A 15,799-nucleotide genomic window follows, 5' to 3' on the forward strand; every position below is an offset into this window, starting at 1 on the left:
CTTTGTATTAAGACTGTCGCGAATCGTCATATTTCCTGTCTGAATTGCCTAAAAAGGAGCTTTAAACGGTTTCATTTTCATTTGAGCAGCCTAAATAGCTCTTTGGCCATCTCCCGCGAAACGGGTATTTGCGTTCTTTTTTCATTTTTTAAAATCAAATTAAAAGCGCCATTGAACCACGGTACTAATTCATCGATACCATTTAAATTAACCAAATAACTGCGATGAGGACGAAAAAAAGGTAATTCCCTGAGCTTATTTTCCAATTCCTGCAGGCTCATTTTGGACATATAAATCTGATTGGAATACGTATAGATATGGATGCTTTTCTCTTCCCTCTCGGCATAAAGGATGGTCTCAGGATCAAGCAGGACATGCTTCTCCCCATCTATGATCAATAGTTTATTCCAGTTCCTTGCTTTGGAGGAAAATTGCATTTTGCTAGGCAGCGATGTCGTCAGTGGGCTATTGGAAAGCTTGCTGCGAATCCGTGCCAGTGATTCCTTTAGACGCTCATGACTATAAGGTTTAAGTAAATAATCAACAGCATTCAACCCGAACGCCTCAACCGCATGATCATCGTGGGCCGTTGTAAATACAATTAGGGGCACTTGTGCAGCAGTTTTCAGCATACGGGCGGCTTGCATGCCATCTAATTCCGGCATTTGAATGTCCAAAAATATAGCGTCTGGCTCCCATTCATTTACAAGCTCTAATAACTCCTTACCGTTGGAGGCATGCGGCATCAGCTCTATATCCTCTTCCATCCCCAACAGGTAGATCAGCTCTTTACGGGCTAACCACTCATCTTCAGCAATCATGACCTTAATGGTTCTCACCTACGTATCCCCTCCTCTCGGTACTTGTCCCTGGAATGTTAAATGAAAATCTACATCCGCCATTTACATTATTTTCGATAAAAAGTCGAGATTCCTCGCCAAACAAGCCGATCAGCCGTTGATTGACATTGTAAACACCAATCCCGTTCCCCTCGCTGCTATTTGCCGGACCTTTGCCTAGTTGCTCTATCAATTCAGGAGGTATGCCGCTTCCGTTATCTTCGATTGAGATTTGTAAAGTATCCTCATGGTTCAACACCTCTATTCGGATTCGCCCTCCGTGATTCCTATCTTTCAATCCATGTTTGATACAGTTCTCAACCAAGGGCTGCAGCGTAACGGGAGGAATCATAGCTATCAGCAAATCAGAGTCCAACTGAACTTCCATCGTGATCTGATCCTTAAATCGAATCTGGATAATTTCCAAATACGAGTTAAGGTGCATGATTTCCTGTTGGATCGAAATGGTATGAGACGCAATAAGCTTGATGTTAAGCCTCATATAAGTACTAAGCTGCATGGTAATATGCCTTGCCATATCAGGCTCAATTCGAATCAGGGAGACTATTGAGTTCAAAGTATTGAATAAGAAATGAGGATTGATTTGCGACTGCAGGATCCTTAGTTCGGATTCCTTCATTAATGCCTCCATACTCTCATGCATAGCCACACTAAGTTGATAAGACAATAGTTTGCCTAATCCTTCTGCAAGTACGATCTCAACCGAACGAATTTCCTGTGGTTTTTTAAAATATAGCTTGATCAAACCAGCAACTTGTCCAGCCTGCTTGATCGGAACTATGATCGCAGCTCTAAGCAATCTATGATTCGGTTGGATATCCTCGTGGTTAAGAGCGATTCGCAGCTTACCTGTGCCAATGGCTTGCCGCGAAAGCTCAGAGCGAATCGGCTCACCGGGTATGAGAATCCTATCACCGAGCCCAGCGTGAGCAAGAATGTTCTCCGTATCGGTAACAGCAACCGCAGCCGTCTTAAGCTCCCTTAGCAGTAACCTAGCAATCGCATCTGCGGATTGATAAGTTAGTCCCTGCTTCAGATGAGGCAGCGCAGCTTCTGCAATATGCAGGGCGCGCTGAGTTTCATAAGCAACAGCGCGTTCCTCTTCCCGAAATACAACACGCAGCATAGTTGTGAATATCGCGATGGAGATGCTATTCGTAAGCACCATCGGAATTCCGATCAAGTCCACAAGTTCAATTGCTTTCTCGGATGGCGCTGATACAATAAGGATGATTCCCATCTGCACGATGGGCGCGAACATGCCAATAAAAATGGCTTTAGCCGGAGAAATGACCCGTTCCTGCAAGAAGAATCTCGCCACTCCGCCTGCTAATAATCCGGTCAGAGGAGCGGCGATTCCGCCCGCCAAACCTGTAAATCCACTCATCACATATAAGTGGCTTCCAGTAATTAAACCTGCACCGATCCCCACAATAGGACCTCCCATTAAACCTCCGATGACAACGCCAACTAGAGCGGAATGTGCTAATGCTTGATCGGCTTGCAGAGGAAAGATCCAAAAGGAAGACGAGATAACTCCCCCCTCGATCACCACACCTGCATAGGTGCCAAGAATGCCAAACAGGCCAAATAAACAGATGAAATAAACCGTATTCATAACGGACATTTTTCTGTCCAGAAGCTGACGAACGATAGGAATTCGCGTCAGGATAAATGTTACGATCAACAGAATACCCATACGCTCAAAAAGCAGAAGTGCAAGCGCTTCCATATCACCCCTCCTGTGTTCCATTATATCATAGCATTCATCTGTGTTATCCATTCATAACACTACTTTAATTGAAGGTTTTCATCATTAAAAAGAGCACCCCCTATAGCACTCATCGGTTTTAACACCAGTGGTGTTTATCCAATGTCTACTATAAGGGGTGCACTTGACGAAGCAGCTAGCTTCCTTGTTATTTAGATCCTTTATTTTTTGATATTAACGTAAAGTTCATTGATTTCTTTCACATAATCGTCGCCGCCACTCTTCTTCCAAAGGTCAAGCGCAGCTTTGAAGCCTGCTTCATCGATTTGACCAACAATAAATTTAACACGTGCATCGTTAATGATGTTGTCCAATTGCGGACCTTTTTGTGTGTATACATTCGAGATTAACGGTTCAGCCGGGTTAGCCAGAACGATTTTCTCATTATCTTTTTGAACCTGATCCTGCTTTTTCCGTGTCGGTGTCTGTACAACGCGCAACGACTTATCTTCCGGAAGGAAGTTCAGTATCTGGTTCAAGCCTTCCACTTCGGACTCCATCAATGCCGCATCTTTGCTAGACTCGATACCGCCTTCAACTTTATTGTAGTGCTTTCCTTCAATCCCGTTACTCGCAAGGATTTGTGCTTTCTCATCGTTCATTTTATCAAGGAATGAAAGAACTTGGCGAAGCTCTTTTTCCGTTTTCACGCTCGATTTAGAGATGGCCACCATACCTGCATAACCGGAGGTTGGTAAAGCTCGCAGCCCTTTCGGACCGCTTACTGAACCGATAACATCCATATATTGCTTATTCTTATCGTCCTTACCAGCCTTTTCCATAGCAAGATGGATTTTCTCCTCATTACGCGCTGCAGAGTCCGCAACATCAACGATGACGCCAGCTTGGCTGTTGAAAATAGGATCATTGTATTTGGCTGTGTCAAAGACAGCGAAATCTTGGTTTATCAATTTTTCATCATACAGCTTTTTCATGAATTTGAGTGCATCCAAATATTCTTTGGTTAAAAATGCAGGTTGAAGCTTGCCGCTGGCATCATCGCCCCATTTGTTCGGAGCGCCGAACCAAATGGAAATTTGATCAAGAGGACCGGCCCAACTTCCAGCCCATTTGGATACAACCATCCCATAGGTATCGTTTTTCCCGTTTTTGTCCGGATCGTTTAAAGTGAACGCTTTCAGCATGTTATAAAAATCATCAATGGATTGCGGCGGCTTCATACCTACGTTTTCAAGCCAATCTTTACGATATACAATGGCGTTTCTGCCCAGGGCTCTTCCGCGATATATTCCGTAGATTTTGCCGTCTATTGTCGTATTATTAAGTACGATAGGATTCGCTTTACTAAGGTTTGGATAATCTTTTAAATAAGGTCCAAGTTCCCAGAAAGCACCTGTTCTTGCCGCATTAATAAAGCTCGATCCTTTATCCGTAGCAACCATAATAGAAGGAAGCTTGCCTGATGCCAACGTGATGTTAAATTTGTCGCCGTAGGAAGAGTTTGGAGCCCATTCGAAGTGAATATTAGCGTTTGTATATTTCTCAAGCTCTGCCGCTACAGGGCTATCATCCTTCGGAAAAGTTGTTTTAAATATAGGTGCCATGATACTGATATCGATTGGAGCTTCTTTCGCCGGACTTCCAGAAATGCCTGGAGCTGAAGCGGAAGGCTTCTCGTTTCCACCGCTGCCTGAGGAGCATGCCGTAACAGACAAAGCTAATGTAGTCATTATAATGCTAGACGCCCAACGCTTCATTCCTTTGTTATTCTTTTTCATGATAATTTGCCTCCCTTAGTTTTTAAACTTCATTGTACAAGCTTATAATAAATCCGCGCTGCCTTACTCTATCACCTTGCGGCATTGCGAAAAGCTACTGGGTTAGCCCTTGATGGATCCGATTAATACCCCTTTAGCAAAGTGCTTCTGTAGGAACGGATATACCATCAGAATCGGAAGTGTGCCTACTACGATGACTGCCATTTTGACCGTTTGATCCGGAGGCTGAACGAAATTGGGATCCAACTGTGACATATCGCCAAGAGTTCCTTGGGAAAGCAAAACAATTTGTCTAAGCATAACCTGCAGCGGCCATTTGGTTGGATCGTTGATGTACAGCAGTGCAGAAAAAAAGCTATTCCAGTGCCCGACTGCGTAGAAAAGCCCAAACGTAGCAAGAACCGGTTTAGATAATGGAATTACAATTCGCCATAGCACACCGATCTCTGTGCAACCATCGATTTTGGCCGATTCCTCCAAAGCCGGAGGGAGCTCTTGGAAGAAGTTCTTCACGACAATCATGTTAAATGCACTTATTGCACCAGGAAGCATTAAAGACCAGAAGGAATCCAGCAACCCCAAGCCTTTCACTACGAGATAGGTGGGAATCATGCCGCCGGAGAAAAGCATAGAAAATACAACTAGATTCAACACCGTATTTCTGCCCCACAGATTCCGGCGGGCTAACGGGTATGCCATTGTGACGGTAAAGAGAAGGTTAACTAAGGTCCCTACGACCGTGATGTAAATTGTTACACCAATGCTTGTAAACAACGTACCCGTCGAGAAAATAAATGTATAGCCTGCTAGAGAGAATGTTTCGGGAATCAAAAAGAATGATCGCTCTGTAAGTTCTGCATCAGATGCAAACGAACCCGCAATAACGTAAATGAAAGGCAATATCGTACATAATGCAAATATCCCTAAGAATGCATAATTAAAACCGTCGAATAGGAAGCCAGAGATGCTTTTTTTATGTCTTACCAATAGATTCAAACCCCCTCTTCTCAATAAATGCCGGATTGGCCAAATCTTCTGGCCAAATAGTTACTCGTAAATACCAGGAAGACTCCCACCAAAGATTTAAACAAACCAACTGCTGTACTGTAGCTGAATGCTCCTTGGGTAATACCCATTAAGTACACATAAGTATCGAATACATCTGCGACATCACGGTTCAATGCGTTTGTCATCAAATAAATTTGTTCGAAGCCGTTTTCCAGCACATCACCCATTCTAAGAATCAACAGTATGATGATTGTGCTTTTAATAGCAGGCAACGTAATGTGCCAAAGCTGGCGCCAGCGGTTAGCACCATCCACAATCGCAGCTTCATATTGCTCCGCATCAACCCCAGCCAGTGCCGCTAAGAAAATGATCGTTCCAAATCCACACTCTTTCCAAATCGTTTGAAGAATAATGATAGGCCTAAACCACTCCGGATCCGCTAAAAAATTGATTTTATGGCCTGTATACTGCTGCAGCAGCCCGTTTACAACGCCACCTTCTGTTGTCAAGAAAACATAAGAGATACTTGCTACTATGACCATAGAAATGAAGTGAGGTATGTAGATCAACGTTTGAATTGCTTTCTTATAAAGTGCAATTCGTAGTTCATTTAACATTAGAGCTAGAATAATCGGAGCCGGAAAGAAGAATATCAAATTATATAAGGAAAGGAGTAATGTATTGCGCAACAATTTCACAAAATCAGGATTTTGGAAGAAATTTCGGAAGTGTTCCAAGCCCACCCACTCGCTCTTCATAAAACCCAAGAAAGGCTGATAGTTCTTGAAAGCAAGAACTACTCCCCACATAGGAACGTATTTAAAAATGAGAAAATACAACACTCCAGGCAAAAGAAGCAAGTACATCCATTTGTCCCTTTGAAGGCGCCTGATCAATCTGCCATAAGATGTCGCGTTCTTAATAGGGACTGTTTTGCTTACGTTCGTATGCTCCATAGTTACACTCCTCATTCGTTTCGCTTCGTATCCTGATTGTGTCTCCTGCGGCGTTTTACTTCAATTAGACATTTTTGTAACTCTTCATTTTCTCAAACAACACAGATTAGGGTGATCCCCGCAAAAAAGTGCAATCCGAATAAAAAAATGCAATTGTTTATAAACGGAAGATTCATTATAGTCAATATCAAAACAACAAGGATGGAGAGAGTCAAATGGACAAAAAATTATACCACGGAACCGCTTATTATCCTGAGCTTTGGAATGATGAACAAGTTATTGAACAAGATATCCGTTTAATGAAAGAAGCAGGAATAAATGTCGTTCGGATCGGAGAATTTGCTTGGTCAACGTTAGAACAGGAACAAGGAAACATCGATATCCGTTTTTTTGTAGACATAATCAATAAGCTATATGAGAACGGTATTGAAACCGTCATGTGCACCCCTACTCCCACACCTCCGATTTGGTTATCACATGGCCATCCAGAGCGTATGTTTGTGGACGGAAATGGTAAAGTAATGGGTCATGGCTCCAGACAGCACGTCTGTACGAATAACGCGTTCTTTCGAGTAAGAGCAGCCATTATCACAGGACATATCGCAAAAGCGGTTGGAAGTTTGTCAGGTGTTATTGGCTGGCAGATTGATAATGAATTTAAAGCACATGTAGCAGCGTGTATGTGTGAGACATGTAAAAGCTTATGGCACCAATGGTTACAAAATCGTTATGGGTCCATTGATCGATTAAATGAAGCATGGGGAACGCAAATCTGGAGTGAATATTACCTGGAGTTTGGACAAGTCCCACAGCCAGGACCAGCGCCATTTTTGCATAATTCCTCATTAAGTACCCTGTACCAATTATTCTCCATGGAGAAAATTGCGGAGTTTTCCGATGAACAGGCTCATATCATCCGCCAGCATTCCGATGCACCGATAACCCATAACAGCAGTGTTGCCTTTCATGTAGATAATGAGCGATTGTTTAAAAACCTGGACTTTGCTTCATTCGATACTTATGCGAATTACGATAATACGCCCGCTTATTTAATCAACTGTGATTTGTGGAGAAATTTTAAAAAAGGCAAAGTTTTTTGGATTATGGAAACAAGCCCGTCGTTTAGTGCATCACTTGAAAGCTATGCCATGCCTCACCCCAATGGATATTTAAAGGCCGAGGCTGTGGCGGCATATGCATTAGGAGCAGAGGCTTTTTGCTATTGGCTGTGGAGACAGCAGCGAACTGGATGTGAACAACCTCATGGATCGGTGATTAGTGCATGGGGGAAACCGACCGTAGGATTCCAGAATGTACTCGAAGTTGAACAAGCGAGAAAGGAAATTGAATCCATCATCCTTTCATCGAGACCTTCTCAAGCTGAAGTAGCGATGACTTATTCGGACCGATCGAAAGCATTTTTGCAAACAGAGCCTCATCGAAAATTAAATCATCGGGGTCTGGTAAGCGCCTTTTATGAGCGGATTTTATCCATGGGCATTCATCGAGATGTCATACCAGAAGGTGCGGAACTTGACGGGTATAAACTGTTATTTACGCCATTTATTCATTACTTATCATCCGATTATATAGAACGGGCACAAGCCTTCGTCCAAAATGGCGGGATCTGGGTGGTTGGTCCACTTACAGGTGGCAGAACAGAGAACCATACCATTCATACAAATGCAGCTTTAGGCGAGTTAGAGCATCTTGCAGGTATCGAAACCTTATTTACGTATCCAATGGAAGGTACAGGTACAATCGGACAAGCATTTGGCGTTAGCGCCCCTTTGGGGATGTGGAGTGCTGTATTTGAACCTAAGGAAGCCATAGCTATAGGGATCCTTGAGGAAGGGTTAACGCCAGGAAAAGCCTTTATTACGGAGCATCAACTCGGTAAAGGAAAAATCGTTATGCTCGGTTCGATGCCAATGGGTGAAGAGGGGGATCTGATGGTAAAGAAACTCATCGACCACTATGCCGTTGATGCCCATGTAAGGCTTAGAACAGATGTCACTGTAGGCACTATTGTCGCTCCAAGGCAAGGTGATGGTTATCACCTATGGGTCATCATTAATATGGATGGTAAAGGTGGCAGCGTCACTATTCCTCAGGAGGGGTATGATCTATTGGCGCAAACCGGAATAAAGCCAGGGAAATTAGAAATTGGGAAATATGAATATCGCATAATCCGATTTATGTGATCTAACTGAAAAATTGAGCTGCTGCAGCAGCTCAATTCGTTTGTCAGAGAAACCCTGATTCTATCAGAATAAAAGTTGACTTCCGCCTTTCACTTCGCGGATGTCATTATCGACACGAAGCCAGACGGAAGACGCATTAGGGTTGAATACTAGATGACCTGATGCGGAAAATTTCAGGTTATGAAAGGCTTTCAAATAATCAACAATCTCGATATTGGTTGCATACCATATATCTTCCCTCTTGCCGATATACTTACAAAATTCCTCCATTACTCCCCAATTTCCATCTAAATCAAACTCATAACTATGTCCCCATACGTACATCATGTAAAGATATTGTTTCTTTTGCAAATTAACGAAATCCTCTGCAAGTTTCATTAGATTTGCTTTGTGGTGGCAGGTGGGTTTCCACTCATATAAATTATCTGGCATAGAGAAATTACCGGTGCTTTCAACTACTCTTGCGTATTCTATGCCTAGAATAGGGAGCATCTCTTTGATTTGTTGATTAAAAGAACCGTTGGGATAAGACATTCCTCTTACTGTATAGCCTACAATTCGCTCTAAATTTATCCTGTCTTGAAATATCTCATCCACTATTTGTTCTTTGGGGCACCTTGCTAGCGTTGGATGGGTAACCGTATGAGCGGAGACCTCATGTCCTTGATATCGTTCTGCGACTTCCTCTTGAGATAACCGGCCCTCCAAGCCAATCAAGCCTGAATTAATATGAAAGGTGCCTTTTACCAAATGTTTGTTAAAAATCCCAACAAGCCTAGTATCTGCCGATTTACCGTCATCATAACTCATGGTTAGAACTTTATGCTTTCCTTCAGGGAAAGTCATTACGATTTTGGGCATTGCTGCATACCTCCTAGAAAATAGATGACTTACGTATTACGGCTGGTTTCACGATATTGGCTAGGTGTCACGCCCTCATATTTCTTAAATAACCGATTAAAATAACTGTGCTGATAGCCTACCTGCTCCGCGATATCATTGATTCTCTGTTCAGACTCACGAAGGAGATCTTTTGCTTTGCTCATCCGCAGTTCCGTTAAATAATCAATAAAATTTTTCCCTGATACTTGTTTGAAGGTTCTACTCAGTACGAAGACATTGGTTGTGCAATGCTCTGCACAATCATCCAAGGAAATATCCCTCATGTAATTAGCGTTAATAAAAGTCATTGCTTGCTCGATTACTTTTTTCAGCTTGTAATCAGAACGATGCTCCATTTCTGCCATGAACGGATGAATGATTTTATCCACAAACCAACGCTTGATCTGCTCTGGCTCCCGAATCACCGATAGCTGCTCGAAGCGATTGACCGACTTAAATAGCTGATTGGGATTCAGTCCGGCCTGCATAATGGTATGCTCCAGACTTCCTAATAAATTCAAAACACAGGTCTGCACATCAAGTTCCTTGGCTCGTTCCAGTACCAGAGCCTCAAGAAATGCTTGAACCTGCTGCTCAGCCTCATCGAGCTTACCTGTTCGCATGGCTTGAATGATCTCTCTTTCCAATGTAAAAGGATATTGAAACCCTGGCTCTTGAACATTGCTCTTCAACGCTTCAAGATCAATGATTTGATTCTCGTCGTAAATGCTCCGGAAACTAAGCGCAAGCTTGGTTTCTTCAAACAACAGAGGAATCTGCTTTACCTGCTCACTTATTCTTCCGACGGATAGCGTTACTTTCATTTTCAGAATCCGATTAATTGCTTGGATCAACGTATTGCCCAACTCATCGATGTCGGAATAAATATCTTCTCCACTCGGAATGCTGAGCAACAGCCCCATCGTTAAATCGTGAAAGTTGATGACATGGCATTCTTCGAATTGCTCTCGTGCCATTTCCTCTACTACATTCGCCGCTGCGAACGTAACAAGCCCTTCGTCACCCAGGGAATATCTGCCCGTCCTTCCGGCATGGGCCATTCCAGTAAGCTGAATAAAAAGCACCCGATAGCTTCGCTCATCAACCATCCACCCATACTGTCTCATTCTCTCACGAAGCTCTTCCTCGGAGTAGGAAGACAAATAGCCTTGAGTTAATTGATAAAGAAAGCCTTGCTGTACCTGGGGGAGCTGGTTTTGGAGCTTTCTTTGAAGGGCGAGGCTCTCTCGGGTTAAATGCTGCCACTCCCTTTCAATCAAAGTAAACTCATCTTCCCTCCCATTCGATGGCGTTCCACTGGTCAGCAGCCTTACCAGCCGATCCAGCGGAGAATAAATTTTCCGTGAGGCGATACTTGCGAGTAAGAGCGCGAGAAGCAGTCCCGTACAGCTTATCATGATAATCAACTTAGACAGAAAAACAACCGGCTTTGTAATCGCATTGATGGGGGCGGCTGATACATAAATCCACTGCGCTCCAATTCGGTCTAATCCCCCAAAGGACACCGAATAGGTTATATGATCCCATTCCATTAGAAAGGAGGTCTGGTTTTTGCCCTTAGAAGTTTTTACATACTTCTTCAGCACTTCCATTAGAGGGGTAGTTTCGCCACTGCCGGTCGATGCCAATACGGTTCCATCCTCCTGCATGAGAAAAGCTTCCCCCCCCTCATAGGGGGTTAGCGTTTTCAACAAATTAAGCACTTGATCATGGTTTATATGGGCACGCAGCAGGGCAAATGGCTCTGAAGCTCCACCGGGCATTTTATGCACAATGGTTAAATCGGGGTTCCCCGAGCTCGTCAGGGAAGGCATTAAGGTCCAATAAACGGAGGAACCTTTTCTCATCAGCTCCATCGTGTTCAACCAATCTATTGAATCCGGATCCATGCGGTTAAAATTCGGGCGAAACAGAACAGGAATGGAACCGTTTACATAAAACTCTATATTATCTATTAATGGCAATGAGCCTTGCATAATGACAAGCGTTTTAGATATATCATTGGTCACTTGAAAATTACGGTAGAAATCAACTTCCTTTAATGCGAAATCAAACTTTGGATCAAAAGCCCAATGGGACAAAAATAGTTCCAAATTATCAAACTGACTATTGATGCTTTCCGCACGGCGGACAATTTGGTTTTTATGAAGCGACACCATTTCATTTTCGATTCTTCCACCTACAAACCAATAAATGAGCAAACCCGTTATTAAACCCGGAATGCCTGTGATAAGTAAAATAATAGCCCATATTTTTCTATAATGCATTCTACGGCTTCCGTTCATTAATGGAAAACCGGCTTTTAATCGCGCTCCTAGCCTTCTTATCACCTCATCCTCACCACCGCCCATTTGATTATTGAACATTATATATGAAGTCCGGCACTCCTCGCCTTTAAAATATCATTTATTTTGTTCAAAAATCAGTGACTTTTTCTCAAGCATTCATTCCACTTCTCCGCCCGGGTACAGCGTCGAGCTGTACAGGCGCTTTGGTTGCGACAAAGCTTTTCCTGCTCGCTTCACGGTTATATCCCCAGCTTGGTTTGAATAGATATGGGCCGTTTCATCGTCGTATATAATAACCTGTTCATTTCCAGAGCTAAACAAGTCGGCATGTACCACATAACCGTCAACGGGAAATTCAGTCACTAGGTTCATATGTCCGTCATAAAGGCTTGGATGAACGCCTCCACCTCTGCGGTAAGCCAAAATATAATCCATTGGCTCATTATCCCAACCGCGCAGCGTCTCAATAATAGTCAACCAGCCATCGGTCTTCCGATTTTCCTTCCAAAGCTCTTCCCCTTGAGAATCGAGCAGGAACAATCCATCCTTGCCTTTATCAGAGCCTTGATCTCCGCGAACGATCCGATCCAGCCCGGCAATTTGAAGACCGGGTAAATCGCGGCGAAATTTGCCTAAAGCCACATGCTGAGACTCTATTGAGCCATCGTATCGCCAAAGCTCTGTACCCTCCCGATTGTACATGACCGTTACACTTCCTCCAATGACCAGCTCGGGTTGTCCGTCGCCGTTGACATCGCCGATCCAAATGCAGTCTGCATGATCCTTTAAATCCTTGCATGACCACACAATCTTGCCTTTATGATCCAACAGATCATAACCTGCCATCACCTCATCGTGCCCATCCCCGTTCAAGTCGTACACCCATGGAAAATGGCCGGGATTTCCTTTAAAGGTCCATAGCAAATTAAATTCCTGATCCATCGCCCACAATTGCGAATAGCGGTTTTTCAAAATAATATCGCTAGGTCTATCTCCACCAGTGAGATTAGCAATAATGATGCAATCGTGAGCCTCTGGATCGGGCAGCGCGTAGACCTTTTTAACGATTCCCGTTGCTCCATCGATAATTTGGAAACTGTCATTCATAACGCACAACACTTCCAAACATCCATCCCCATCAATATCATACAGCTGAGCTGGGTAATCAGATCCTGGTTTACCTGCATCTGGAGAAGGAGTGCCCGTCTGCCATAGAAGGTTTCCTTCCAAATCGAACGCAGTTAAGCATTGTACCTGGTGAGGGATATACCTGACATCCTGCCGATTGTCAGGCTGAACCAATACCATTTCCATCCTTCCGTCTCCGTTCAAGTCTCCTAGGAGCATCTTACTGTGAACTCCCGCCGCCTGGATATTCACTTTACCTAATAGATGGGGGAGCTTTTGTGAAGTTCGATTGGCCATGAAATGCCCTCCTATTGTTTAATCGCGAATAATGCCGTTTATCGGATCTATATTTAACTGTTCTCCGGCAGCCAACGGCCGATTAATTCCAAACATATCATGACATTCAGTGACCACTGAGAAGCGGTATTCGTGGAGATACCCTGCAGTTCTTTAATTTCTCTTATATACGCTAGTGGCTGTACATCTGTTGATTCTACAGGCAGGTTAATCTGCCAATGCGCCTGATCCTTAAGAAGGTAAGACCAAGCTTGCTCTGCAAGAGCCTTATCGTTATTTCTGGCAGCAGCTATCGCCATCATCGTGGTAGACAGCATGGGAATGGCCCAATCCTTGCCAGTAATCGCGCCTGAGGTTCTTCGCATTTTCTCTTCTGCAGGCAGGTTATAGAATTCTCCAAACTCCGCCAACATGTCCTCCCATTCAGGATCCTTAATCATCGCAGCTAGCTCCATCCATACCTGCGGAGCTCCCATACAAATGATCAAGTGATGGCCATTCGTCTCAGCATCCATATAATGAAGGACACCTGTTCCCGGATCGTAACCGAAGGTGGGCCCTGTAAGAAGGCGGAACGGCATGTTCTTCAAGCTTTGAATCCCAGTCAAAATTTTATCCCGATAATATGTATCTTCATACCGCTCCCAACGTGTAAGCCAGTTTGAACTGAAGGCTGCCCAATCCGGTCCGCTGCGTGCATGCGTAGGAAACTCGTCCTTCGGAAAATAGGCGCGCATCGGATCGAGATGTACGGTTGTATAATCGGAGTCTTTCACTTCATCCATAATATCTCCGATCCGTTCATCTGCCGTCAAATAATAATAGATTTTGTGCAGACCAGACATTCCTATCCGCGCTTCCTTGCAGCCACAACCCCAATGTAGCACGTTGTGTCTTGAACCTAAGCCTGCATATTCACCCATGTGGTACACATCAACCTCACTGGTATGCCTTGCCATCGCTTCAGCGATCCGGAATACATCTTTCCTGCCGGACCTTAGGAACATATACCAGAGCCACAGGTTGGGAACGAGCTCTGTATTTTGCCATGCGCAGCCTCCAATATCATAACGCCAAGTGTGGCGTACTGGATCATAACTGTGCATGACATCTCCGTAATCCCAGAACCCATACCACCTTCGCTGCTCAATCTCGTTCTGATAAAATTCAAATAAACGGTCTAGTCCATCTTCTAAGGTCTCTTTGAGCGGTGTGCTTCGGTCTGGCAAGCTCCAAACTCCCATTGCCCCAGTGCTATAGTAATATTCCGGACTGCATACAAGCAGCGCGGGATCTTCCTTCTCCTCAAGCATCTCTTTTAGACTCTGCAAAGTGGGCGTCGCTTCCAAGCACCAAAGATGGAGTTCGTTTGTGTTACCGATCCCGTAAGGTGTACTCCGCATCTCATCAAACCCTTCATAGGAAGACTTTAGATGAGTAACCGTGTCATAATGCCGTAAGTCCATAGCCTGTACGTCGGGAGACCAAAACCAAACGGTAAGGTCCGCTTCATCTAATGAAAGATGGCTTGCTTGCAAAGCGGAGGGCGCTTTCTGCCAAAAGTTCCTTACCCCTATAGCAAGACCACCGTGATCTGATCCCACATACATCAGTCCGCCTGCTCGATTCCCTACCGCCGCTTTGACCCAGCAGCATTCCTCCTTTGTTTGCTTAGAAATGCTGTAAGAATCTGCCGTATACTGAATTAGTTTGAAGCTGTCCCAAACAGCGAGGTCATCCACCATGTCAACAAATTTGGCATCTTGCTCAGGGTCAAAAGCGATCTTTCGTCCCTCGGTTTGTTCTTGATACAGCTCCTTATACTTCCCCGTGGTACGGAATGTTTCCAGCCCTTTGGGAGATTCACTGAAGAAGCCCGCATCTCCGGCTATCCGCACATGACGGTTATATAACTCGCCCTTCATCGGCACCTTAAAGGAAATCCCCAACCCTTTGATGAAATCTTGATGCGGATCACCGTCATATAGAAAGGTATGTACAACTTTAATACTATCCTGGTTTGCATAGAAATAAAGACGCAGGGTGAACGGTAGCCATTTACGACCGTCCGACTCCATTAGATGTTTACCCGTAAATTTTACCACCACGCGCACATGTCCCCGCTGTTCAACTTCCGCGCTATCCACGATGCTGTGAAAAGGTTCCTCTTTAAAGCTCTTGTAGCCATCAATAGTTAAACGCGCTTCACGGATGCCTACAAGCTTACCATCCGAGCAAAGCCGACTTCCTCCATGATTGATCTCTTGAATCAAAGAAGAGCCTTTACGATGAAGACGGCAAAACATAGAGCCTGTATGGACTTCGATATAGCCTTCCGTTTCCTCTACGCTGAGTACACTATTCTCTAAGCTGGACTCGCCCTTTATCAATGTATAGGACAAGTCGGTTTCTCCTTTTGTCATAGCGGCCGCGTGAGCCGTCCACTTTACACTGCCGTCCGCCCAATAAGCCGTTGGCCAGCTTTGAACAGCTACCTGCTTAGCCCGGTCATCCAGCAGAATAAGATTCTCACTCCGCTGCAGAGCGCCTTCCTTCCATGGAACTCCCCAGGTCACTCCCTTTTGAAGTTCAGTCCTCTTAGCTAGCCAACGCAGCTGTACTGCCATATGTTTACTCATTCCCAT

General features: G+C 44.2%; 10 protein-coding genes. 1 reads left to right on the forward strand and 9 read right to left on the reverse strand.

Going from position 1 to position 15,799, the window contains the following annotated elements:
- Positions 1–77 precede the first annotated feature (77 nt).
- The 5 genes from QFZ81_RS27065 to QFZ81_RS27085 all read right to left on the reverse strand — a co-directional run bounded on the left by QFZ81_RS27065 (position 78) and on the right by QFZ81_RS27085 (position 6,334).
- On the reverse strand, positions 78–839 hold the full coding sequence (locus QFZ81_RS27065; RefSeq protein WP_307439643.1) for a LytR/AlgR family response regulator transcription factor: 762 nt from the start codon (positions 837–839) through the stop codon (positions 78–80).
- Positions 826–2,592 carry a LytS/YhcK type 5TM receptor domain-containing protein gene (locus QFZ81_RS27070; protein WP_307605418.1) on the reverse strand — a complete coding sequence of 589 codons (1,767 nt, stop codon included), beginning with the start codon at positions 2,590–2,592 and terminating at the stop codon, positions 826–828. The genes QFZ81_RS27065 and QFZ81_RS27070 overlap by 14 nt, the downstream gene beginning before the upstream one ends.
- A gap of 200 nt (positions 2,593–2,792) precedes the next feature.
- Positions 2,793–4,370, reverse strand: a complete 1,578-nt coding sequence (locus QFZ81_RS27075) for an extracellular solute-binding protein (RefSeq protein ID WP_307439639.1) — start codon at positions 4,368–4,370, stop codon at positions 2,793–2,795.
- A gap of 102 nt (positions 4,371–4,472) precedes the next feature.
- Positions 4,473–5,357, reverse strand: a complete 885-nt coding sequence (locus QFZ81_RS27080; RefSeq protein ID WP_307439637.1) for a carbohydrate ABC transporter permease — start codon at positions 5,355–5,357, stop codon at positions 4,473–4,475.
- Positions 5,358–5,377: 20 nt separating this feature from the next.
- On the reverse strand, positions 5,378–6,334 hold the full coding sequence (locus QFZ81_RS27085) for an ABC transporter permease (RefSeq protein ID WP_307605419.1): 957 nt from the start codon (positions 6,332–6,334) through the stop codon (positions 5,378–5,380).
- Positions 6,335–6,549: 215 nt separating this feature from the next.
- Here QFZ81_RS27085 and QFZ81_RS27090 point away from each other — a divergent pair, with 215 nt between their 5' ends.
- Complete coding sequence (locus QFZ81_RS27090; RefSeq protein WP_307605420.1) at positions 6,550–8,538, forward strand: beta-galactosidase; 1,989 nt, start codon at positions 6,550–6,552, stop codon at positions 8,536–8,538.
- A gap of 63 nt (positions 8,539–8,601) precedes the next feature.
- On the opposite strand, the gene QFZ81_RS27095 is transcribed toward QFZ81_RS27090, so the two are convergent.
- The 4 genes from QFZ81_RS27095 to QFZ81_RS27110 form a co-directional block, all read right to left on the reverse strand.
- Positions 8,602–9,399, reverse strand: a complete 798-nt coding sequence (locus QFZ81_RS27095) for a polysaccharide deacetylase family protein (RefSeq protein WP_307605421.1) — start codon at positions 9,397–9,399, stop codon at positions 8,602–8,604.
- A 29-nt stretch (positions 9,400–9,428) separates the two neighbouring features.
- Entirely contained in the window at positions 9,429–11,708 is a 2,280-nt protein-coding gene (locus QFZ81_RS27100) for a helix-turn-helix domain-containing protein (protein WP_307605422.1), read from the reverse strand.
- 177 nt (positions 11,709–11,885) lie between these two features.
- The gene (locus tag QFZ81_RS27105; protein WP_307605423.1) at positions 11,886–13,154 is read right to left on the reverse strand and encodes an FG-GAP-like repeat-containing protein; all 1,269 of its coding nucleotides are present in this window, start codon (positions 13,152–13,154) and stop codon (positions 11,886–11,888) included.
- Positions 13,155–13,207: 53 nt separating this feature from the next.
- Complete coding sequence (locus QFZ81_RS27110) at positions 13,208–15,793, reverse strand: exo-rhamnogalacturonan lyase family protein (RefSeq protein WP_307605424.1); 2,586 nt, start codon at positions 15,791–15,793, stop codon at positions 13,208–13,210.
- Positions 15,794–15,799 lie beyond the last annotated feature (6 nt).

The organism is Paenibacillus sp. V4I9 (genome assembly GCF_030817295.1).
Classification (GTDB): Bacteria; Bacillota; Bacilli; order Paenibacillales; family NBRC-103111; genus Paenibacillus_E.